The sequence below is a fragment of the Vibrio sp. 1CM23M genome (genome assembly GCF_023161755.1).
Lineage (GTDB): Bacteria > Pseudomonadota > Gammaproteobacteria > Enterobacterales > Vibrionaceae > Vibrio > Vibrio coralliirubri.
Window position 1 is genome coordinate 141,823 of sequence record NZ_JALNTR010000005.1, and the last position, 21,276, is coordinate 163,098.

The following is a 21,276-nucleotide window of genomic DNA, read 5'->3' on the forward strand; positions in this document are numbered from 1 at the left end:
CATCACGTTATTCCTCGTACTGTTTGGGCTCATTTTTAGTTGTTGTCTGATATTGCTTTCATTGTGGAAATGTCGTCATGAATCCCATTAAAAAATACGAACAAGATATAAAAGAACATGGATTTCAAAGAGATCCAGCACAAGAGCAAGCCGTAAAATCTTTAGATGAACTCTTTCATCAATTTCAAGATTACATGAATACGCCCATTCCTCAACTGACTCGATTCCAGAAATTACTGGGCAAAAAGCCAGAACTGCCACAGCCACCAAAAGGTCTCTATTTTTGGGGTGGAGTAGGGCGAGGAAAAACGTACCTAATGGATACGTTCTACGATGCCTTACCGACCACTAAAAAAATGCGTGTTCACTTTCACCGCTTTATGTATCGAGTTCATGATGAGCTAAAGGCGCTCGGTAATGTGAGTGATCCTTTGCCTTTGGTGGCAGATAAGTTGAAGGAAGAAGCGGACATTATCTGTTTCGATGAATTCTTTGTTTCAGACATCACCGATGCGATGATCCTAGGAACCTTGTTCCAAGAGTTATTCGCTCGAAACGTTATCTTAGTGGCGACCTCTAATATTCCACCTGCGGATCTGTATCGCAACGGATTACAGCGAGCGCGTTTCTTACCGGCCATTAAGCTCATTCAAGACAACTGTCATATCCTTAATGTCGATAGTGGCATTGATTATCGTCTACGTACCTTAGAACAGGCTGAGATTTACCACTACCCGCTAGATAGCCAAGCGACTATCAATCTCGAAAAGTATTACGCTCAACTGGTTGGCGAAGATAAAGAGAAGCTTAAGCAGATAGAGGTTAATCACCGTCAATTAGATGTAGTCGAAGCGAGTGATGGCGTACTGCATGGTACCTTTGCTCAGCTCTGTCAGTCGGCTCGTAGCCAGAACGACTATATTGAGTTGTCTCGGGTTTATCACACGGTTCTATTGGCGGATGTGTTGCAAATGGGCGCGACTTCAGATGACGCTGCGAGGCGCTTCATTGCGTTAGTTGATGAGTTCTACGAGCGTAATGTGAAGCTGATTATTTCAGCGGAAGTGGAGCTAGAAAAGCTCTACACCCATGGTCAGCTAGAGTTTGAATTTAAACGTTGTCAGTCGCGTTTAATTGAAATGCAGAGCCATGAATATTTGGCAAAAGAACACTTAAGTTAGCTTTGATTATCTCGAATAAGAAATAGAATTAAAAAAATCGTGATTTTGTTCAAAAAGAGGTGATTTTTTCTTCGCTCTTCTCTATAATCCTGCGACCTACCGTTACTGCGGGCCTCTAGCGATGAGTAAAATCACGTTATGCCAAGAGTTTTCCAACACTCGAAGGGGTGATGAATGGTAACTCTTAGACAGTGGGAATACGCGAGTATTCCTTAAGTGTAAATTTTTTAAATAGGTAATTATTAGCATGAAAACTTTCGTTGCTAAACCAGAAACTGTAAAACGCGACTGGTATGTTGTAGACGCTGAAGGCAAAACTCTTGGCCGTCTAGCAAGTGAAATCGCTTCTCGCCTACGCGGCAAGCACAAAGCAGAATACACTCCTCACGTAGACACTGGTGATTACATCATCGTTGTTAACGCTGAGAAAGTTGCTGTAACTGGTAACAAAGCTAAGGGTAAGGTTTACTACCGTCACTCTGAGTTCCCAGGTGGTCTTAAAACTATCACTTTTGAAAAGCTAATTGCTAAGAAACCAGAAATGGTTCTAGAACTAGCAGTTAAAGGTATGCTTCCACGTGGTCCTCTAGGCCGCGCGATGTACCGTAAGCTTAAAGTGTACGCTGGTACTGAGCACAACCATGTTGCTCAACAGCCACAAGTACTAGACATCTAAGGGGATTATGAAAATGGCAGAGAATCAATACTACGGCACTGGTCGTCGCAAAAGCTCAGCAGCTCGTGTTTTCATCAAACCAGGCTCTGGTGAGATCGTAATCAACAAGCGCAGCCTTGATGTTTACTTCGGTCGTCCAACTTCTCGTATGGTTGTTAAGCAACCTCTTGAGCTAGTTGAACTAACTGAGAAACTTGACCTTTACATCACTGTTTCTGGTGGTGGTATTTCTGGTCAAGCTGGCGCAATCCGCCACGGTATCACTCGCGCTCTTATGGAGTACGATGAAACTCTACGTCCTGCTCTACGTGCAGCTGGCTACGTTACTCGTGACGCTCGTTGCGTTGAACGTAAGAAAGTTGGTCTACGTAAAGCACGTCGTAAACCTCAATTCTCTAAGCGTTAATTTTTCTTTACGAAAAAGTACACGCTCCCAGTTTTACGACTGGAATTGTGGTTCAAAGCTCGGCTATATGCCGGGCTTTTTGTTTTTATACCCCCTCTAAACGCTTTCCCTCCCTCGTTTTATTTCCAAATTCTTATATTTAGAAAGCTTTTGTAACCCAATGTGCGCTTTGCCTCATGATTGTTACAAAAAGGTAGCTTTATCTTGTCAAAAAGTAGGGTTTTATTTATCATTTGCCGTCAATAAATAGAACTAAATACATATTTTGTTAGCCATGCTCTTTAATCGGAATTATTTCAATCCACAAGGAGCAAATGGGAGAATGTTTGGATGAGCAACGCGCCTTTAAATAACGGTCGCAGGCGTTTCTTAACCGCAACAACAGCCGTTGTTGGTGGTTTAGGAGCAGCTGCTGTAGCCGTGCCTTTTATTAAATCATGGAATCCGAGTGCCAAGGCGAAAGCTGCGGGCGCGCCGGTGGAAGTGGAAGTCAGTAAGTTAGAACCGGGACAAATGGTTCGTGTCGAGTGGCAAGGTAAACCTGTATGGGTTGTACGCCGTGCTGAGTCGGTACTCGAGAACCTAAAAGCGATCGGTGGTCAACTTCGTGACCCTCAATCTGAAGCTGAACAACAACCAGAATACGCACAGAACGAGTTCCGTTCAATTAAGCCGGAATTCTTCGTTGCTGTTGGTTTCTGTACGCACTTAGGTTGTTCTCCAACTTACCTGCCGGATTCTTTTGCAGAACAAGTTCAGGGTGTTAAGTCTGGTTTCTTCTGTCCTTGTCATGGTTCAAAGTTTGATATGGCAGGTCGAGTATTCCAAGGCGTACCAGCTCCATTGAATCTTGTTGTACCAAAGCATATGTATTTGAGTGACACTAAGATCATGATCGGTGTGGACGAGGGAGACGCGTAATGCAAGGATTGCTTGATTGGGTAGAGAAACGTCTACCCGCGATGAATGCTTATAAAAAGCATTTATCTGAATACCCAATGCCTAAGAACTTTAACTTTTGGTACCTTTTCGGTTCTTTGGCAATGTTGGTACTGGTTAACCAAATCCTTACGGGTATTTGGCTAACAATGAACTACGTACCATCAGGTGAGGGTGCATTTGCTTCTGTTGAATACATCATGCGCGATGTGGAATACGGTTGGCTACTACGTTACATGCACTCAACAGGTGCTTCGGCATTCTTCGTTGTTATCTACCTGCATATGTTCCGTGGATTAATCTACGGTTCTTACCAAAAACCTCGTGAGCTACTTTGGATCTTCGGTATGTTGATCTTTTTAGTGCTTATGGCTGAGGCTTTCATGGGTTACCTACTACCATGGGGTCAAATGTCTTACTGGGGTGCTCAGGTAATCATTTCTCTGTTTGGTGCGATCCCTGTTATCGGTGATGACCTAACGCTTTGGATCCGTGGTGACTACATCATCTCTGGTGCAACGCTGAACCGTTTCTTCGCACTGCACGTTATCGCTCTACCAATCGTTCTTCTGCTGCTTATCGTACTTCACGTACTGGCACTGCACGAAGTGGGTTCGAACAACCCAGACGGTATCGAGACGAAACTGCCTAAAGGCACAATGGGCGACGACTACAAAACGCAGTTCCCATTCCACAAGGATTACACTAAGAAATACGACATCATTGACTCTATTCCTTTCCACCCATACGGGACCGTGAAAGATATGGTTGGTGTGGCTGGTTTCCTATTCTTCTTCTGTTATGTGCTGTTCTTTAACCCAGAGATGGGTGGATTCTTCCTTGAGCCGCCAAACTTTGAAGCTGCTAACCCACTGAAAACACCAGAGCACATCGCTCCGGTATGGTACTTCACGCCGTTTTACGCAATTCTGCGTGCTGTTCCTGATAAGTTGCTAGGTGTTGTAGCAATGGGCGCATCTATTGTTGTGCTATTCCTACTACCATGGTTCGACCGTTGTAAAGTGCGTTCTTACCGTTACCGTAGCAAACTGCATTTGATTAACATCATCCAATTCACAATAAGCTTTATTGCGCTTGGTGTACTTGGTGCGCTTCCAGCAACGCCAACATACACACTACTGGCTCAAATCTTTAGCTTAGGTTACTTCATGTTCTTCGTTCTACTGTGGTTCTACAGTAAAAATGAAGCGACGAAACCATTACCAGAAAGGGTGACATTCAAATGAAAAAGTGGATTGTAATTTTATTTGCTATGTTGCCGTCACTGGCAATGGCAGCGGGTGCGAACGTACCATTAGACAAAGCGAACAATGATTTAACAGACAAAGCTTCATTGCAAAATGGCGCTAAGATGTTCATGAACTACTGTTTCGCTTGTCACTCAACGCAGTACCAGCGCTATGAACGTGTTGCGAATGATTTAGAGATCCCCGTTGATCTTATGAAGGAAAATCTGATTTTCGACCCTGAAGCGAAAATCGGTGACCTGATGGTTAATGCTATGCCTTCTGAACAAGCGGCAAGTTGGTTTGGTGCTCCGCCACCAGACCTAACATTGGTTGCTCGTGTTCGTGGTGCAGACTGGCTGTACACTTACCTTCGTACTTTCTATGAAGATCCGTCTCGTCCATTTGGCGTGAACAACATTGTTTTCCCAAGCGTTGGTATGCCGCACGTTCTTGAAGAACTGCAAGGTATCCCAACACCAATCTACGATACTCATATGGTAGATGGCGAGGAAGTGACGGTTGTTGTTGGCACTGAGACTGACGGCTCTGGCGAATTAAGTGCTGGTGAATACGATGAAGCAGTTCGTGACCTTGTTAACTTTTTGGTTTACTCGGGCGACCCAGTTCAACTTGAGCGTCACGCTATGGGTTGGTGGGTAATGGCCTTCTTAGTAATCTTCACTATCATCGTGATTTTGCTGAAGAAAGAGTATTGGCGTGATGTGCACTAATTGTGCTATAATACCGTGCTAATTCCCAAATTATGTTAATGTTCAATGGAGGCTTTAGGCCTCCATTGTTTTTATTTAAAGTGTACTGGAGGGCTCCATGGCTGTAGCTGCCAATAAACGTTCTGTAATGACTCTTTTCTCAAGTGCTTCTGATATGTATAGCCATCAGGTGCGCATCGTTCTTGCTGAAAAAGGCGTAAGTGTTGAAGTTGAGTTGGTTGATGAAAAAAATCTACCAGCAGAGCTTGTTGAACTGAACCCGTACAAATCAGTACCTACTCTTGTTGATCGTGAGCTTGCTCTATATGACTCAAAGATCATCATGGAATACCTAGATGAGCGTTTTCCTCATCCACCTTTGATGCCTGTATACCCGGTTGCTCGTGGTAACAGCCGTCTAATGATGTACCGCATTGAGCGTAACTGGTATTCAGTTGCAGAGAAGATCGTTAAAGGCAACGCTGAAGAATCTGAAGCAGCTCGCGTTAAACTGCGCAACGACCTACTGACTCTTGCTCCTATCTTCGCTGAGTATGAATACTTCATGAGCGAAGAGTTTAGCCTAATTGATTGTTACCTAGCTCCGCTACTATGGCGTTTACCTGAGCTTGGTATCGAACTGATTGGTCCTGGTTCTAAAGAGCTTAAGATTTACATGAACCGCGTATTCGAACGTGATTCATTCCTAGCTTCTCTAACTGAAGCTGAGCGTGAGATGCGACTCGTTCGCTAAGCGTTTATGGATATTTCTAATATGACTCCACGCCGACCATATATGCTTCGTGCATTTTATGAGTGGCTGGTTGATAACGAACTAACTCCACACCTTGTTGTTGAAGCAACATTGCCGGGTGTGCGAGTTCCAGAAGAGTTTGTTCAAGATGGTCAGATCATTCTGAACATCGCACCTCGTGCGGTTGGACAACTTGAACTGGGTAACGAAGCTGTGACGTTTAGTGCTCGCTTTAGTGGTCGTCCACACTCTGTGATCGTTCCGCTTTACGCAGTACAAGCGATTTATGCTCGTGAAAATGGTGCTGGTACCATGTTTGAACCTGAAGAGGCTTACATGGAAGCGTTTGAAGAAGGGATTGAAGAAAGTCCTTTTGAAGAACCAGAAAAAGGCCCATCTTTGAGCGTAGCAACGGCAGACGTAGATGCTGAAGAGCCTGACTCAGATCCTGAGCCACCTCGTCCAGCGAAAGGTCGCCCAAGCCTTCGTGTTATCAAATAACGTTAGTTAAATAACGAACCAAATAAAAAAGCAGCGACTCGTCGCTGCTTTTTCTTTTCTGCTATATAGCATTTAATTGACTGGCTTAAGGCTAGTTAACAGCCGTCTCTTCTTCACCATATTCAAACGCTCGAATGACCTGTTTTACGCCAGAGATATTACGCGCAACTTCTGTCGCGATATCAGCATGCTCTCGAGTGACTAGTCCAAGCAGGAATACTTCAGAATCCTCAGTAATCACTTTTACTTTGATACCGTTAAGCTCAGAATTAGCAAGTAGAGCTGATTTCACCTTAGTGGTAATCCAGCTGTCTTTACTGATCGCACTCACAGACAATGGCTCTTTAACTCGAACCTGGTTGTGGATGCTCTCAACGCCAGCCACTTCTTTGGCTTGGTTTTCAAAAGCGCGACGTTCTGAATCTGTGGTTGCTTGCCCCATCAGTACCACCGAACCTCGGTAAGAGCTTGCGGTGACACGTACGTTGCCACGGAATGGTTGTTTATTGGTAATCGCTGCAACTTCAAATTCGATGTTGTTGTCGTTCCAAATCTCTTTGGTTGTTCGTGTATCCGTGACTAGGTTTGCAGTGGTTGCAGCACCAGCAATGAAAATGCCAGCACAACCAGACAGAGACAGTGTAAGTAGCGAAACACTAATCAGCTTAAACAGCCTCATAGAGGTTAATGATTTCATTGTGATGCTCCGTATATCACTCTTCGTGAGCAGGGAAGAGTACTTGATCGATTAGGTCACATAGGCAGTGTAGTGTCACCATGTGTACTTCATGAATGCGCGCTGTACGGTGTGAAGGGATACGAATCTCTACATCGTGTTCACCAAGCAAACCTGCCATCTCACCACCATCTTTACCGGTAAAGGCGATGATTGTCATGTCGCGAGTTACCGCCGCTTCCATTGCCTTGATGATGTTCTTGCTGTTACCGCTAGTCGAGATCGCCAACAGGATATCGCCAGTTTGGCCAAACGCACGCACCTGCTTAGAGAAGATCTCTTCATAGTGGTAGTCGTTAGCCACAGCCGTTAGCGTGGTGTTGTCTGCTGTGAGTGCCATTGCTGGAAGGCTAGGGCGCTCTGTTTCAAATCGGTTGAGTAGGCACGATACAAATTGCTGAGCATTCGACGCCGAACCACCATTACCACAACAAAGAATTTTGTTTCCGTTAAGCAAGGTCGCAACCATTGCTTGAGCGGCATGCGTGATTGCGTCAGGCAGAGCTTCTGCAGCCGCAATTTGGATTTGAATACTTTCTGTGAAACTTTCTTTAATGCTGTCTAGCATGTTTATCCTTGGGTAATCGCGTTTTGAATCCAGTCGATAGTGTCATTCGGCCCTTCAATGGCAACAATATCAAACCTGAAATCTGTAGAGTGCACCGACAAGCCTTGCTGCATAAGCCAAACATTGGCTGTTTTGAGCAGTTTCTGTGACTTCTTGGCAGTCACCATTTCAGCGGCATGTCCGTAGCGGGTTTGCTTGCGGTATTTTACCTCAGCAAACACAACCGTATTGTTATGGCGCATTATAAGATCAATCTCGCCACATTTTGCTATGAAGTTTTCTTCTATTAACGATAAACCGTGGTTAATCAGATAAGATTTTGCCACGGTCTCGTATTTATCACCCACTTGCTTGTGGGTGATACTTGGTTTGGATAGGAACTTTCGGCTAAAAAGCCCCATGCTCTGCCCAGCTGATTTCACGTTGAACGACACAGTTGTTGTCGATGGTTAGCACACCCGTTTCACCTGGAATGCTGTAACCCTGTACGGCTTTCATCTGTGGCAGTGCATCCATTAGGTAGTATGCATCCATTCCCAGTGCTTGCAGACGCTTTTGGCCGTTTGAGTGTGCAGGCCATAGGTCGTTTAGCTCTTTATTAAGCTCGTTTTTGTTCTCAATCAATAGTGGGATGTCGCTGTAGAACACGCCGGTTAGGTCTTCATACTGCTTATCACCGCTGTTGCTGCGTGAGTTTGAGAAAAGAGCGGGCTGGCTAGCATCAGGGTTAATTGCAACTTCAATGAAGGGTTTGATTAGCGTTAGCTCTGAGTTCTTAGCCACAATGTAAACAGAATCGATATCACGACGGCTGCGTGGCTCTGTTTCTAGGTCTAGGTTCAGTAACCCGTCCATTTGAGCGATACGCTGTTGGCTCTCTTGCAAGCCGAATACCTGATTCACATTACGTTGCAGTTGGCGTTTGTCAGAGAATAAGCTGATAGCAACATCGTTGCTGCTGTATTTTTTCCACTCTTCTTTAAACGCTTGCTCAACACGCTCACCTAAACGTCCTCTTGGCGCAAGGATAAGCGGGTACTTGTAGCCTTGAGCAAATAGGTGTTTCGCTGCCTGAGCAACTTCTTGTTCTGGCGATAGAGCGAGATAACAAATGTTAGTATCAGGTTCTAGTTGTGTTGGAATGTTCAGAGCTAATGCTGGAATCGAGTTTTCGTGGTTTTTCTGTGCTTGCTGAAGTTTAGTGATGTTACTCTTGATCAGCGGGCCAACGATGAAATCAACGTTGTTCTCTTCCAGTGTCGCTTTAATCTCAGCGGCACTTTGCACGTTGGTATCCATTACCGTCAGCGTTGCATCTTCTTCGCGCTCTTTGTCATTCATCATCGCAAAGATGAAACCGTCACGCACAAGTTGTGCCTGCTTGCCGTACTTACCGGTTAGAGGCAGTAATAGTGCAGTGCTGGTTGGCTTGCTGATCTCTAGCGCTAAGATGTCAGTGATCGCTTGAGGTGTGTATGTCGCTGCTGGGTGCTGAGGACTCTCTGCTAGCCAATCAGACAGAGTTTCCTGCAGGTTTGGAAGGTTTGAGTTCAGCGTCTTCATGTAAATCGCCAGCTGTAACCAACCTGCAAGAACGTCTTCTGTAGGCGACGTCTTAAGCTTTAGAATCTCATATTGAGAGTAGCTATTTAGGTTCTGCCAAATACGGTCAGCAGCTTGTTGTTGGAGCTCGTCGTCAGCGTCTAGATATTCTGAATAAAGAACTAACTCACGGCTTGCTTCAAAATACTCGCTTTGCATTTCAGAAATGTTCGCGCGTAGCTCGTGATAATCTTTCCACTGCTCGTTCGGAAGTTTCCACCAAGGCTGGAAGTTCAGTTGGCTATAAGCTTGTTCAGGCTGCGAGTTATTCACCAGCAGTTGAGCGCGCGCTAATTGCCATTCCGCTTGTTGCGTTTCGCTCAGCTCTTGTTTTGCTAAGCGTTTAATAAGCAGAGTTGCTTGATCGGTTTTTCCAGCTTGCACAGAAGCCTTAAGCGCCATGATTAACCAGTCGTTTTGTAGACTTCCTTTGCTACTATCCGCCTGCATCATGTAACTTTCAGTTGATTGCGCTGGATCTAGTGTAATATCAACGCTCGTTGGTGCTTGAGGACCTGAAGAACAAGCCGCCAATGTAATTGCTAATGCAATTGGAGTTAGTAAGCGTGGTACACTGAGTCTCTTATGGTTCATCGTTGCCATGAGTTCTTTAAATTCCGTATAAATTTGTATCTATATTAATCGTTGAAGTGATGGTAAACAAATGACAGATAACAAAACCTTGCTCACAGAGAGCCCAACTCTCTACATTGTGCCAACCCCAATCGGAAATTTGGGAGATATCACTCAAAGAGCAATTGAAATTTTATCAAGTGTCGATGTTATTGCAGCCGAAGACACACGCCACACGGGTAAGCTGCTTGCTCACTTCAATATATCAACCAGAACGTTCGCTTTACATGATCATAATGAACAAACTAAAGCGCAAGTTCTAGTCGAAAGGTTATTAGAAGGTCAGTCTATCGCATTAGTCTCTGATGCGGGTACTCCTTTAATTAGTGACCCAGGTTACCATCTTGTCTCACAATGTCGTCAAGCGGGTGTGAGAGTTGTGCCACTTCCTGGTGCTTGCGCTGTGATTACCGCGTTAAGTGCTTCTGGTTTACCGTCAGATCGTTTCAGCTTTGAAGGCTTCTTGCCACCAAAGAGCAAAGGTCGTAAAGACAAGTTCTTAGAGATCGCAAAAGCAGAGCGCACCTGCATCTTCTATGAATCACCACACCGTATTTCAGATTCTCTACAAGACATGCTTGAGATTCTTGGCCCTGACCGTGAGGTTGTATTGGCGCGTGAGCTAACCAAAACCTTCGAAACCATCCAAGGGCTGCCACTTGGTGAACTTATTGAGTGGATTGAAGAAGACGCGAACCGTAAACGCGGTGAGATGGTGTTACTGATTCACGGCCACCGTGAAGAAGCGAGCACAGAACTGTCAGACGAAGCGACTCGCACACTAGGCATTCTAACCAAAGAGCTACCGCTTAAAAAAGCGGCGGCGATGACGGCGGAAATCTACAATCTGAAAAAGAACGCTTTATACAAATGGGGCCTAGAGCATCTAGACAACTAGAAACCTCTTTATAGAGTAGCTAACCTGTATTGAAAAGCTTGTGAGGAATGATGGTATTGCCGTCATTCCTCTTTTTTTGTCTGAATTGTGTAAAAATCACGCAGTTGCTTAGAGGTTTGCACCATATTTGTGATCTCGCTAGACACTGCACCCTAATCTCTATACAATCCGCCCTCGGAGTTGAACGGGTAATCGCTGCTTTGCTGATGTCCTTCGGGAGACTGACGTTGAGGTCCTTCGGGAAACTGACGTTGAAGTCCTTCGGGAGACTGGTAGAGGGGAGGAACGTCCGGGCTCCATAGAGCAGGGTGCCAGATAACGTCTGGGGGGCGCGAGCCCACGACAAGTGCAGCAGAGAGAAGACCGCCGATGGCCTCATTTCTTCGGAAGGGGTACAGGTAAGGCTGAAAGGGTGCGGTAAGAGCGCACCGTGCGACTGGCAACAGTTCGTAGCAAGGTAAACTCCACCCGGAGCAAGATCAAATAGGCCCTCACATTGCGTTGCTCGCGTATGGGGGCGGGTAGATTGCTTGAGCCTGTGAGCGATTGCAGGCCTAGACGAATGGTTACCGCCGCGCAAGCGGAACAGAACCCGGCGTATGTGTCAACTCCACCTATATAAAGAACCCATCATTACTTAACGGTAGTGATGGGTTTTTTGCTTTATATTGACGTAAATTATTTAGATTTCCTTAGAATCCTTCATCCTGATATGAGCTTGGGTCAAAAATTCCCAAAGCCTATACACAATATGGTGGAGATACGGCGTGAAATCAGTACACTAAAACGTTAATAGAACAAATTATTGCCGAACTAATGGCTCAATCCACTCACTGAGAAGACTATGACAGAAGCATTCAAACATATTTCAGTATTGCTTAACGAATCTATTGACGGACTTGCGATCAAACCTGACGGTACCTACATCGATGGTACTTTTGGCCGTGGTGGTCACAGCCGTACAATCCTGTCTAAACTGGGCGAGAATGGACGACTCTTTAGTATTGACCGCGATCCACAAGCGATTGCAGAAGCGCAAAAGATTGATGACCCTCGTTTTACGATTATTCACGGCCCGTTCTCAGGTATGGCTGAATATGCAGAGCGTTATGACTTAGTCGGTCAAGTGGATGGTGTGTTACTGGATCTAGGTGTTTCTTCACCACAGCTAGATGACGCTGAGCGTGGCTTTAGCTTCATGAAAGACGGTCCGCTTGATATGCGTATGGACCCAACAACCGGTATTCCTGTCTCTCAGTGGTTAGTTGAAGCCGATCTTGATGACATCACATGGGTTATTCGTGAGTTCGGTGAAGACAAACACGCTCGTCGTATCGCGAAAGGCATCATTGCTTATCAAGAGAATGAAGAGAACGAACCACTAACGCGTACCGGTCAGTTGGCTAAGCTTATCTCGGATGTAGCTCCAAAAAGCTTCAAAGAGAAAAAGCACCCAGCAACACGTGCTTTCCAAGCATTCCGTATCTACATCAACAGTGAACTTGAAGAGATCGATACCGCACTGAAAGGCGCAGCAAGCATTCTTGCTCCTGAAGGCCGTTTGTCTGTTATCAGCTTCCACTCACTTGAAGACCGCATGGTGAAGCGCTTTATCCGTAAAGAGAGCCAAGGCCCGCAAGTACCACATGGCCTGCCACTGACAGAAGAGCAGATCAAAGCGCTAGGCAGTGCTGATCTTAAGCCGGTTGGTAAAGCGATCAAACCATCGAAAGGCGAAGTGGATGAGAATACTCGTTCACGTAGCTCAGTATTACGAATCGCAGAAAAGCTATAGTCAATGAAGACCTCCAAACCTAACTTAGCCAAGATAATATTTTTTGATTTGATCTCCGTGGGCAAGGTCCCATTGATGCTTCTGATCTGTATCTTTGCGAGTGCGATGGGGGTCGTTCTCACGACACATATGTCACGTCAGGCGATCACGCAAAAAGACACGGCATTGGTGGAGCGAGAACAGCTTGATAATGAGTGGCGAAATTTAATGCTTGAAGAGACGGCTCTGGCTGAACATAGTCGCGTTCAAGCATCGGCAAAAAGAGAGCTAGACATGAAACGTCCAGACTCTGAAAAAGAAGTTGTGATCACACTGAAATGACCGGTAAAAAGGAAAAAGCACCCGCAAAAGCCGTTAAGAAACCAACGAAAGAGCGAGTGAAGAGCGAAAAGGATTCGGATCCAATTCTTATTAAATGGCGTTTCAACGTCGTTATTGCTTTCGTGTTTCTTGCCTTTGCTGCGCTGGTTGGTCGTGTGGCTTACATCCAAATCATTGAACCAGATAACTTAATTCGTCAGGGCGACCTTCGCTCGGTACGTGTTAAGGCAATTCCTTCTGCTCGCGGTATTATTTCAGACCGTAATGGCGAGCCGCTTGCTGTGAGTGTTCCAGTTGAAGCGGTATGGGCCGATCCTAAAACGATTTTCGATAAAAACGGCATGGCCCAAATTGATCGTTGGTACGCGTTAGCCGATGTACTTGGCTTAGAGCGACAATCGATGATCGACAAGATCTCTAGTAACAAATCCCGTCGATTTATTTACCTGCAAAGACAAGTTAGCCCTGCAATGGCTAAGTATATCCGTGAGCTTAAGCTGGTGGGTGTTGGCCTGAAAGCGGAATCTCGACGTTACTATCCTGCAGGCGAAGTCAGTGCGCACCTTATCGGTGTGACCGGTATTGATGGACACGGCCTAGAAGGCGTTGAGCGCAGCTATGACAAATGGCTTACTGGCGAGGCGGGTAAGCGAACGATTCGTAAAGATCGCTACGGACGTGTTGTTGAAAACATTGCTTTAGAAGAGCGTGAAGAAGGCAAACCACTCGAGCTAACGATCGATCAACGATTACAAGCGATCGCCTACCGAGCGATTAAACAGGCGGTGGCCGATCATAAGGCGACTTCTGGCTCTGCTATTTTGTTGGATGTAAAAACCGGCGCTGTGTTGGCGATGGTCAATGCCCCTTCTTATAACCCGAACAATCGTGCTGATTTACAAAGTTTTAAAATGCGTAACCGCGTACTTACCGATGCGATGGAGCCCGGCTCTACCGTGAAACCTTTTGTGGTTTTGGCGGCGCTAGAGAACGGCACGGCAGAACCAGATATCGTTATTGATACTGGCAACGGCATCATGCAGATCGGTGGTAGCCGTGTGCGAGATTCTTCTAAAGTCGGTAAGGCTGATTTAGCGCTGATCCTCAAGAAGTCGAGTAACATCGGTGTGGCGAAGTTGGCACTTAACATGCCTTTAGAAGCTCTGCTTGGGATGTACAGTTCTGTAGGTTTGGGCGAAATGTCTGGGCTGAACTTAATCGGTGAAACGAGCGGTATTTTCCCGAATCGTCGTCGCTGGTCTAAGTTTGAAATTGCAACACTATCATTCGGTTACGGTTTGTCTGTGACACCGATGCAGTTGGCCCATGCGTATGCGACGCTAGCCAACAAAGGCATGTATGAACCGATTCATATTATTAAGAGTAACGACCAAGACTTTTCTAAGCAGATCATCAAGCGCGAGAACGCTGAACTGGTTTTGAATATGCTCGAAGGGGTGACTCAAAAAGGCGGCACAGCAACAAGAGCGGCCGTTCCTGGTTACCGAGTTGCAGCAAAAACGGGTACTTCTCGTAAGGCTGAAGCTGGCGGATACAGTGACGAATACATTGCGATCACCGCAGGTTTTGCCCCGGTTAGTGACCCAAGAGTCGCGCTGGTTGTTGTGGTCAATGAGCCTCAAGGTGACCTTTACTATGGCGGTTCAGTTGCTGCCCCCGTTTTTTCTGAAATCATGAAGGGTGCATTGCAAATACTGAATGTCCCTGCTGATGAAAACAAGTTTCAAGAATAGAGCCAATCAGGATTCAATATGAGTAATAGCCTCACGCTGTCATCTTTACTTTCTCCTTGGGGTGACTTTAGTTCACCTGAGCTGGATTCGATTGCTGTTGAACAGTTGGAGTTGGATAGCCGTGCCATCAAAGACGGCGATATTTTTGTTGCTGTGATTGGGCATGCTGTTGATGGCCGTCGTTTCATCGACAAAGCGGTCGCACAGGGAACCAATGCCGTTATCGCACAAGCTGATGCAGAAAAGGCCCATGGTCTGATTGAGTGGTTGGATGCTGTTCCAGTAATTTACATTAAAGATCTTAACTTGGTGTTATCTGAGTTGGCCGGTCGTGTTTACTCGTCTCAAGCAACTAAGCTGATTGGTGTTACCGGCACCAATGGCAAAACCACCATCACCCAATTGATTGTTCAATGGCTTGATCTTGTTGGTCAACGCTCTGCGGTAATGGGCACCACGGGTAATGGCTTTTTAGACAATCTAAAAACCGCAGCGAATACCACAGGCAGTGCGATTGAAATACAACGCACACTGAGTGAGTTAGCTGAAGAAAACGCGGCTTACACAGCTATGGAAATATCTTCTCATGGTTTGGTGCAAGGTCGCGTTAAAGCCTTGGACTTCGAAGTCGGTGTATTTACTAATTTGAGCCGTGACCATCTTGATTACCATGGCACGATGGAAGAGTACGCTTTGGCTAAGAAGAGTCTGTTTACCGAACATAAATGCAAGCACGCTGTCATAAACGTTGATGACGAAGTAGGCAAAGCTTGGATGACAGATTTATCGAATGCGATTGCTGTTTCATTACTTCCATTAACGGGCTACCAACAGTCGGTATGGGCATCTGATGTTGCTTATGCAGAAACTGGGATTAAGCTCTCTTTCGATGGTGGTTGGGGACAAGGCGATCTTTCCGTTCCATTAATTGGTCAGTTCAACGCATCAAACGTACTGGTTGCCTTTGCTACCTTGCTGTCATTAGGTATCGATAAGCAAATCTTGGTCGACACTGCGCCTCAGCTGCAACCTGTGATTGGCCGAATGGAGCTATTCCAAGTGCCGAACAAAGCAAAAGTGGTTGTCGATTACGCGCATACGCCAGACGCTTTAGAAAAAGCATTAGCAGCATTGCGAGTTCACTGTTCTGGAAAACTATGGGCTATCTTTGGCTGCGGCGGTGACCGTGACACTGGTAAGCGTCCAATGATGGCAGCGACCGCAGAGCAGTTCGCCGATAAAATCATTATTTCAGATGACAACCCTCGTAGCGAAGATCCTGCCTTGATTGTCAAAGACATGCTGGCAGGCTTAAACAAACCTGAATCTGCATTTGTGGAACACGATCGCTACCAAGCGGTTAAGTTCGCGCTTGAACAGGCAGACAGCAATGACATTATTCTTTTGGCTGGTAAAGGCCATGAGGATTACCAAGTATTAAAAGACGAAACGATCCATTACTCAGATCGAGAGTCTGCGCTTCAACTTTTAGGTATTTCATAATGATTGATTTATCACTCGAACAGATTTGTTCAGCGGTCAGCGGCGAGTTGATTGAGGCTGGTAACTCAAACAGTGCTGTAATTAATGCCGTTTCTACCGACACTCGCACCGTTGAAGAAGGCGCATTGTTTGTGGCTATCGTCGGAGAACGTTTCGATGCGCATGACTTTTGTCATCAAGCGGTTGAGGCAAATGCGAGTGCGTTGTTAGTCGAACGAAAACTTGACCTAAATATTACTCAAGTTGTTGTTGAAGACACTAAACTTGCTTTAGGTCAGCTAAGTGCTTGGATCCACAAACAATGTGACGTGCCAACCATGGCGATAACAGGAAGCTGTGGTAAAACAACCGTCAAAGAGATGGTGGCGAGCATTCTGCAACAACGTGGCAAGGTGCTGTTTACGGCAGGTAACTTCAATAATGATATTGGAGTACCACTAACCTTGCTGCGTAGTGAACCCAATGACGACTACGCCGTGATAGAACTGGGCGCGAACCACATTGGTGAAATCGCCTATACCACGCAACTTGTGAAACCACAGGTGGCCTTAGTGAATAACGTTGCTGCCGCGCATCTAGAGGGCTTTGGCTCAATTGATGGTGTTAAACAAGCGAAAGGTGAAATCTTTCAGGGGCTTGCTGCCGGTGATACTGCTATTGTTAATCTAGAAAGCAACGGTGGTGACTTCTGGAATGAAGTACTCGCAGATAAAACGGTACTGACATTTTCAGAAAGCGACAACACGGCAGATTACTTTGCTAAGCATATTCGCATTAATGAACAGGGCGAAGCTTGCTTTGAGATGCAAACACCGCAAGGCGCTATGCCGGTTGAGCTTGGCATTATCGGTCAGCATAACGTAGCGAATGCGTTGGCCGCAGCAGCGTTGAGCATTCAGTTTGGTGCCACGCTTGAAGAAGTAAAAAATGGTTTAGCGAATCTTATCTCTGTCAAAGGACGAGTTGAGGTTCAACAATTAAGTCAGAATATCAAGCTGATAGATGACAGTTATAACGCCAGCGTACCTGCAATGAAGGCGGCAGCCAAACTGCTGTCGAGCTTCAAAGGTCAGCGTTGGTTGATTTTAGGCAATATGGCTGAATTAGGCGACGAAAGCCTTGCACTTCACCGTCAAGTCGGTGAATATGCTGCCCCATTCGCTTTTGAGCATGTACTCACTTACGGTGATGATACCAAGGTGATTAGTGAGGTCTGTAATGGTACCCACTTTGCAACGCATCAAGCGATGATCGCGCACATAGAGCAGCACTTATGCTTGCCAGAAAACGCGTCACATACCTTGTTGGTAAAAGGCGCGAATAGTGCAGGAATGAGTAAAATAGCCGCTGCTTTAAAGGAGAACTTTTCATGATAATTTGGCTTGCAGAGCTACTACAGCCACACCTTTCTTTTTTCCGTTTGTTCGAATACCTATCGTTTCGTGCAATCGCGAGTATTTTGACGGCTTTATGTCTGTCGCTGTGGATGGGACCTCGTTTAATTGAGCGTCTGCAAATGCTACAAATTGGTCAAGTTGTTCGTAATGACGGCCCTGAATCTCACTTTAGCAAACGTGGTACACCAACCATGGGCGGCGTGATGATCCTAGCTGCCATTATTATTACGGTATTAATGTGGGCTGATCTTTCTAACCCTTACGTTTGGGCGGTATTGGTTGTCCTTGGCGGTTACGGTGCGGTTGGCTTTGTTGATGACTACCGTAAAGTGGTTCGTAAAAACACTGATGGCTTGATCGCTCGCTGGAAATACTTCTGGCAATCAGCGATTGCATTGGTTGTTGCGTTTGCTCTGTATGCTCACGGACACGATACTGCGGCAACCCAACTGGTTGTTCCTTTCTTTAAAGATGTGATGCCACAATTAGGTTTATTGTACATCGTACTGACCTATTTTGTTATTGTGGGTACCAGTAACGCGGTGAACCTAACAGACGGCCTAGATGGTTTGGCGATTATGCCAACAGTGATGGTTGCTGCTGGTTTTGCTGTGATTGCATGGGCGACAGGTAACGTTAACTTCGCGGCATATCTACACATTCCATACATCCCGTACACTTCTGAGCTTGTAGTTGTATGTACTGCTATCGTCGGTGCAGGACTTGGTTTCCTATGGTTCAACACCTACCCAGCTCAAGTATTCATGGGCGATGTTGGTTCGCTAGCACTGGGCGGTGCATTGGGTGTGATTGCTGTGTTAGTTCGCCAAGAGTTGGTACTGGTTATCATGGGCGGTGTATTTGTAATGGAGACTCTGTCAGTGATTCTGCAGGTGGGCTCTTACAAATTACGTGGTCAGCGTATTTTCCGCATGGCACCGATTCACCACCACTATGAACTGAAAGGTTGGCCAGAGCCGCGTGTTATCGTGCGTTTTTGGATCATCTCAATGGTATTAGTACTGGTTGGCCTAGCGACACTGAAAGTTCGTTAATCCTGTGTGAGCCTCTGAATAGGGGCTCTTTAAAACTATTAAGAGCATCTTGTTTAAATGGAACGTTGGCAAAATATTCAAAATGTAGTGGTTGTGGGGCTCGGTATTACCGGGCTCTCTGTCGTTAAACATCTCGTAAAATATCAACCTCATACGCATGTGAAGGTCATTGATACGCGAGAGCTACCACCAGGAAAAGAATCTTTACCTGAGTCGGTAGAGCTACATTCTGGAAGTTGGAATAGCCAATGGTTAGCGGAAGCTGATTTGGTGGTTGCTAACCCAGGTATCGCACTCGCGACCCCTGAAATTCAAGATGTTATTCAAACGGGTACTCCGGTTGTTGGTGATATTGAACTGTTTGGCTGGGCGGTAGACAAACCCGTTGTGGCTATCACGGGCTCTAACGGCAAGAGCACGGTGACCGATTTAACGGGTGTGCTTGCTAAGGCTGCTGGTCTTAACGTTGGGGTCGGTGGCAACATCGGTATTCCTGCCTTAGATCTTCTAGAGCTTAATGCTGATTTATATGTTCTTGAGCTTTCAAGCTTTCAGTTAGAAACAACATCAAGCCTAAACTTAGCAGCAGCAGCATTTCTGAATCTGTCAGAAGACCATATGGATCGCTACCAAGGCATGGCCGATTACCGCGATGCCAAACTAAGAATCTTTAACAATGCTCAATATGCGATTGTTAACCGCGACGACAAAGAGACGTATCCAGACCACAACATGTCACTAGTAACATTCGGACTCGATGACCAAGAGTTTGGTGTCGCGACAGTTGATGGCATTGAATGGCTAATGGACAACGGTAAGCCTGTACTTGCTACCCAAGATTTAACATTGGTTGGACGTCACAATGTGGCAAATGCGTTAGTCTCGCTAGCACTGCTTAAACAAGTCGGTATTGATTACAGCAAAAGCCTTGAAGCTCTGAAAGCCTACAATGGTTTGACGCATCGTTGCCAAGTCGTGGCTGACAAACGCGAAATCAAATGGGTTAACGACTCAAAAGCGACCAACGTAGCCAGTACATTAGCGGCTCTGTCGGGCTTAGAGTGCCAAGGTACTTTGTATCTTCTGGTTGGTGGGGTTGGTAAAGGTGCCGACTTTAGCGAGCTTAAGCCAGTGTTGTCACAACTAGAGCGCGTTCAACTGTGTTGTTTTGGTGAAGATGCAGCGCAATTTATGCCGTTACACCCATCGTCTAAGACGTTTGAAACTATGGGTGACATTATCGAGAGTATCTCGAAGCAGTTAGTGGCTGGTGATATGGTGATGTTGTCTCCGGCGTGTGCCAGCTTCGATCAATTTAATAACTTCATGGCAAGGGGTGATGCGTTCACTGAACTTGCTCATGAGTATGCCTAACGTGTTGAAGGACTAACATTCAGTGCAAAGAGTGAAAGAGATCAATCAATCTATTTGGCAATGGCTTAACCGTGCCACACCAGAGGCGCTTTACGATCGTCAATTGGTATGGATTGCTCTTGGACTGATGCTGACGGGCTTAGTGATGGTAACGTCGGCTTCGTTTCCTATCAGTGCTCGTTTAACCGATCAGCCATTTCACTTTATGTTCCGTCATGCCATCTTCCTTGTGTTGGCGTTAGGTGTCTCCAGCGTCATATTGCAAATCCCGATGCAGCGCTGGTTTCAATACAGTATGTATCTACTGGGCTTGTCCTTCTTCTTGCTGATTGTGGTACTAGCCGTCGGTAAGTCGGTTAACGGCGCATCGCGTTGGATCCCATTAGGGCTATTTAACTTACAACCTGCTGAAGTCGCCAAGTTATCGCTGTTTATCTTTATGGCGGGCTACTTGGTTCGTAAACAAGATGAAGTCAGAAAAACCTTCTTCGGTGGTTTTGGTAAACCGATCATGGTGTTCGGCGCTTTTGCCGTGCTGCTGCTGGGCCAGCCCGATTTAGGTACAGTGGTCGTAATGCTAGTTACCCTGTTCGGCATGCTATTCATTGCTGGTGCCAAGCTTTCACAGTTTATCGCCTTGATGGTGGCAGGTATTGCCGCGGTCGTCGGTTTGATTGTTATAGAACCTTATCGTGTTCGACGTGTTACCTCATTCTGGGAACCTTGGAACGACCCGTTCGGCAGTGGTTACCAGTTAACTCAGTCATTGATGGCGTTTGGCCGTGGTGATTGGATGGGGCAAGGGCTCGGTAACTCAATTCAGAAACTCGAATACCTACCCGAAGCACACACCGATTTTGTATTTGCTGTGCTAGCAGAAGAATTGGGTTTTGTTGGCGTGACCTTGGTGTTGATACTCATCTTTAGCTTGGTTTTTAAAGCCATTTTTATTGGCAAAAAGGCCTTTGAAAATGACCAAGTATTCAGTGGTTATCTAGCATTTGGTATCGGTATTTGGTTTGCATTTCAGACGCTTGTTAACGTAGGTGCAGCTTCAGGCATCGTCCCAACTAAAGGTCTAACCTTGCCGTTGATCAGTTATGGTGGTTCAAGTCTTATCGTGATGTCGGTGGCGGTATCTATGCTGCTGCGTATCGATCACGAATGTCGAATGCAACAAAAAGAACAAGCTGATAATCAAAACGAATTAGTAGAATAAGAAT

Annotated in this window: 21 protein-coding genes and 1 other RNA gene; 18 read left to right on the forward strand and 4 right to left on the reverse strand. The window is 45.9% G+C overall.

Annotated elements, in window-relative coordinates; all coding sequences use genetic code 11:
- Positions 1 to 77: 77 nt before the first annotated feature.
- The 8 genes from zapE (at position 78) to sspB (ending at position 6,417) form a co-directional block, all read left to right on the forward strand.
- The gene (gene zapE / locus MSG35_RS16550) at positions 78 to 1,181 is read left to right on the forward strand and encodes a cell division protein ZapE (protein ID WP_050643156.1); all 1,104 of its coding nucleotides are present in this window, start codon (positions 78 to 80) and stop codon (positions 1,179 to 1,181) included.
- A gap of 247 nt (positions 1,182 to 1,428) precedes the next feature.
- Positions 1,429 to 1,857, forward strand: coding sequence for a 50S ribosomal protein L13 (gene rplM, locus MSG35_RS16555; RefSeq protein ID WP_010434689.1), 429 nt, complete (start codon positions 1,429 to 1,431; stop codon positions 1,855 to 1,857).
- A 13-nt stretch (positions 1,858 to 1,870) separates the two neighbouring features.
- Positions 1,871 to 2,263: a 30S ribosomal protein S9 gene (gene rpsI, locus MSG35_RS16560; protein WP_004740758.1), complete on the forward strand. Its 393-nt coding sequence runs from the start codon at positions 1,871 to 1,873 to the stop codon at positions 2,261 to 2,263.
- Between the two features lie 330 nt (positions 2,264 to 2,593).
- A complete protein-coding gene (petA, locus tag MSG35_RS16565) occupies positions 2,594 to 3,184 on the forward strand; it encodes a ubiquinol-cytochrome c reductase iron-sulfur subunit (RefSeq protein ID WP_010434692.1) in 591 nt (196 codons plus the stop codon).
- Complete coding sequence (locus tag MSG35_RS16570; protein WP_017061435.1) at positions 3,184 to 4,449, forward strand: cytochrome bc complex cytochrome b subunit; 1,266 nt, start codon at positions 3,184 to 3,186, stop codon at positions 4,447 to 4,449. The genes petA and MSG35_RS16570 overlap by 1 nt, the downstream gene beginning before the upstream one ends.
- Entirely contained in the window at positions 4,446 to 5,183 is a 738-nt protein-coding gene (locus tag MSG35_RS16575) for a cytochrome c1 (protein WP_248384573.1), read from the forward strand. The genes MSG35_RS16570 and MSG35_RS16575 overlap by 4 nt, the downstream gene beginning before the upstream one ends.
- 97 nt (positions 5,184 to 5,280) lie before the next feature.
- Positions 5,281 to 5,916 (forward strand): stringent starvation protein SspA, encoded by a 636-nt coding sequence (gene sspA / locus MSG35_RS16580; RefSeq protein WP_009848943.1) that lies wholly within the window; start codon positions 5,281 to 5,283, stop codon positions 5,914 to 5,916.
- 6 nt (positions 5,917 to 5,922) lie between these two features.
- A complete protein-coding gene (sspB, locus tag MSG35_RS16585) occupies positions 5,923 to 6,417 on the forward strand; it encodes a ClpXP protease specificity-enhancing factor (RefSeq protein ID WP_017072808.1) in 495 nt (164 codons plus the stop codon).
- 91 nt (positions 6,418 to 6,508) lie between these two features.
- Here the strand turns inward: sspB and MSG35_RS16590 are convergent, their stop codons facing one another.
- The 4 genes from MSG35_RS16590 to MSG35_RS16605 are packed head-to-tail and all read right to left on the reverse strand — an operon-like array spanning position 6,509 to position 9,926.
- Complete coding sequence (locus MSG35_RS16590; RefSeq protein WP_086773783.1) at positions 6,509 to 7,114, reverse strand: BON domain-containing protein; 606 nt, start codon at positions 7,112 to 7,114, stop codon at positions 6,509 to 6,511.
- A 16-nt stretch (positions 7,115 to 7,130) separates the two neighbouring features.
- Entirely contained in the window at positions 7,131 to 7,721 is a 591-nt protein-coding gene (locus tag MSG35_RS16595; protein WP_004729817.1) for a phosphoheptose isomerase, read from the reverse strand.
- A gap of 2 nt (positions 7,722 to 7,723) precedes the next feature.
- Complete coding sequence (locus MSG35_RS16600; RefSeq protein ID WP_050622288.1) at positions 7,724 to 8,122, reverse strand: YraN family protein; 399 nt, start codon at positions 8,120 to 8,122, stop codon at positions 7,724 to 7,726.
- The gene (locus tag MSG35_RS16605) at positions 8,109 to 9,926 is read right to left on the reverse strand and encodes a penicillin-binding protein activator (RefSeq protein ID WP_248384574.1); all 1,818 of its coding nucleotides are present in this window, start codon (positions 9,924 to 9,926) and stop codon (positions 8,109 to 8,111) included. The genes MSG35_RS16600 and MSG35_RS16605 overlap by 14 nt, the downstream gene beginning before the upstream one ends.
- A 61-nt stretch (positions 9,927 to 9,987) precedes the next feature.
- On the opposite strand from MSG35_RS16605, the gene rsmI reads away from it, so the two are divergent.
- From rsmI to ftsW, 10 genes are all read left to right on the forward strand, one after another.
- Complete coding sequence (gene rsmI / locus MSG35_RS16610; protein WP_248384575.1) at positions 9,988 to 10,854, forward strand: 16S rRNA (cytidine(1402)-2'-O)-methyltransferase; 867 nt, start codon at positions 9,988 to 9,990, stop codon at positions 10,852 to 10,854.
- A 176-nt stretch (positions 10,855 to 11,030) separates the two neighbouring features.
- An RNA gene (gene rnpB / locus MSG35_RS16615) (RNase P RNA component class A) lies at positions 11,031 to 11,470 on the forward strand.
- A 228-nt stretch (positions 11,471 to 11,698) separates the two neighbouring features.
- Positions 11,699 to 12,649 carry a 16S rRNA (cytosine(1402)-N(4))-methyltransferase RsmH gene (rsmH, locus tag MSG35_RS16620; protein ID WP_017059280.1) on the forward strand — a complete coding sequence of 317 codons (951 nt, stop codon included), beginning with the start codon at positions 11,699 to 11,701 and terminating at the stop codon, positions 12,647 to 12,649.
- Positions 12,650 to 12,652: 3 nt separating this feature from the next.
- Complete coding sequence (gene ftsL / locus MSG35_RS16625; RefSeq protein ID WP_248384576.1) at positions 12,653 to 12,970, forward strand: cell division protein FtsL; 318 nt, start codon at positions 12,653 to 12,655, stop codon at positions 12,968 to 12,970.
- On the forward strand, positions 12,967 to 14,724 hold the full coding sequence (locus tag MSG35_RS16630; protein WP_248384577.1) for a penicillin-binding transpeptidase domain-containing protein: 1,758 nt from the start codon (positions 12,967 to 12,969) through the stop codon (positions 14,722 to 14,724). Before ftsL ends, MSG35_RS16630 begins: the two co-directional genes overlap by 4 nt.
- Positions 14,725 to 14,742: 18 nt before the next feature.
- Positions 14,743 to 16,227 (forward strand): UDP-N-acetylmuramoyl-L-alanyl-D-glutamate--2,6-diaminopimelate ligase, encoded by a 1,485-nt coding sequence (murE, locus tag MSG35_RS16635; protein WP_248384578.1) that lies wholly within the window; start codon positions 14,743 to 14,745, stop codon positions 16,225 to 16,227.
- The gene (murF, locus tag MSG35_RS16640; RefSeq protein WP_248384579.1) at positions 16,227 to 17,600 is read left to right on the forward strand and encodes a UDP-N-acetylmuramoyl-tripeptide--D-alanyl-D-alanine ligase; all 1,374 of its coding nucleotides are present in this window, start codon (positions 16,227 to 16,229) and stop codon (positions 17,598 to 17,600) included. Before murE ends, murF begins: the two co-directional genes overlap by 1 nt.
- Positions 17,597 to 18,679, forward strand: coding sequence for a phospho-N-acetylmuramoyl-pentapeptide-transferase (gene mraY, locus MSG35_RS16645; RefSeq protein ID WP_019824581.1), 1,083 nt, complete (start codon positions 17,597 to 17,599; stop codon positions 18,677 to 18,679). The genes murF and mraY overlap by 4 nt, the downstream gene beginning before the upstream one ends.
- Before the next feature lie 57 nt (positions 18,680 to 18,736).
- On the forward strand, positions 18,737 to 20,053 hold the full coding sequence (murD, locus tag MSG35_RS16650) for a UDP-N-acetylmuramoyl-L-alanine--D-glutamate ligase (protein ID WP_248384580.1): 1,317 nt from the start codon (positions 18,737 to 18,739) through the stop codon (positions 20,051 to 20,053).
- A gap of 22 nt (positions 20,054 to 20,075) precedes the next feature.
- Complete coding sequence (gene ftsW / locus MSG35_RS16655; RefSeq protein ID WP_048609688.1) at positions 20,076 to 21,272, forward strand: cell division protein FtsW; 1,197 nt, start codon at positions 20,076 to 20,078, stop codon at positions 21,270 to 21,272.
- Positions 21,273 to 21,276 lie beyond the last annotated feature (4 nt).

Coding starts and splice junctions, on each gene's coding strand:
- zapE (WP_050643156.1), top strand. CDS start 78: ATGAATCCCATTAAAAAATACGAACAAGATATAAAAGAACATGGATTT.
- rplM (WP_010434689.1), top strand. CDS start 1,429: ATGAAAACTTTCGTTGCTAAACCAGAAACTGTAAAACGCGACTGGTAT.
- rpsI (WP_004740758.1), top strand. CDS start 1,871: ATGGCAGAGAATCAATACTACGGCACTGGTCGTCGCAAAAGCTCAGCA.
- petA (WP_010434692.1), top strand. CDS start 2,594: ATGAGCAACGCGCCTTTAAATAACGGTCGCAGGCGTTTCTTAACCGCA.
- MSG35_RS16570 (WP_017061435.1), top strand. CDS start 3,184: ATGCAAGGATTGCTTGATTGGGTAGAGAAACGTCTACCCGCGATGAAT.
- MSG35_RS16575 (WP_248384573.1), top strand. CDS start 4,446: ATGAAAAAGTGGATTGTAATTTTATTTGCTATGTTGCCGTCACTGGCA.
- sspA (WP_009848943.1), top strand. CDS start 5,281: ATGGCTGTAGCTGCCAATAAACGTTCTGTAATGACTCTTTTCTCAAGT.
- sspB (WP_017072808.1), top strand. CDS start 5,923: ATGGATATTTCTAATATGACTCCACGCCGACCATATATGCTTCGTGCA.
- MSG35_RS16590 (WP_086773783.1), bottom strand. CDS start 7,114: ATGAAATCATTAACCTCTATGAGGCTGTTTAAGCTGATTAGTGTTTCG.
- MSG35_RS16595 (WP_004729817.1), bottom strand. CDS start 7,721: ATGCTAGACAGCATTAAAGAAAGTTTCACAGAAAGTATTCAAATCCAA.
- MSG35_RS16600 (WP_050622288.1), bottom strand. CDS start 8,122: ATGGGGCTTTTTAGCCGAAAGTTCCTATCCAAACCAAGTATCACCCAC.
- MSG35_RS16605 (WP_248384574.1), bottom strand. CDS start 9,926: ATGGCAACGATGAACCATAAGAGACTCAGTGTACCACGCTTACTAACT.
- rsmI (WP_248384575.1), top strand. CDS start 9,988: ATGACAGATAACAAAACCTTGCTCACAGAGAGCCCAACTCTCTACATT.
- rsmH (WP_017059280.1), top strand. CDS start 11,699: ATGACAGAAGCATTCAAACATATTTCAGTATTGCTTAACGAATCTATT.
- ftsL (WP_248384576.1), top strand. CDS start 12,653: ATGAAGACCTCCAAACCTAACTTAGCCAAGATAATATTTTTTGATTTG.
- MSG35_RS16630 (WP_248384577.1), top strand. CDS start 12,967: ATGACCGGTAAAAAGGAAAAAGCACCCGCAAAAGCCGTTAAGAAACCA.
- murE (WP_248384578.1), top strand. CDS start 14,743: ATGAGTAATAGCCTCACGCTGTCATCTTTACTTTCTCCTTGGGGTGAC.
- murF (WP_248384579.1), top strand. CDS start 16,227: ATGATTGATTTATCACTCGAACAGATTTGTTCAGCGGTCAGCGGCGAG.
- mraY (WP_019824581.1), top strand. CDS start 17,597: ATGATAATTTGGCTTGCAGAGCTACTACAGCCACACCTTTCTTTTTTC.
- murD (WP_248384580.1), top strand. CDS start 18,737: ATGGAACGTTGGCAAAATATTCAAAATGTAGTGGTTGTGGGGCTCGGT.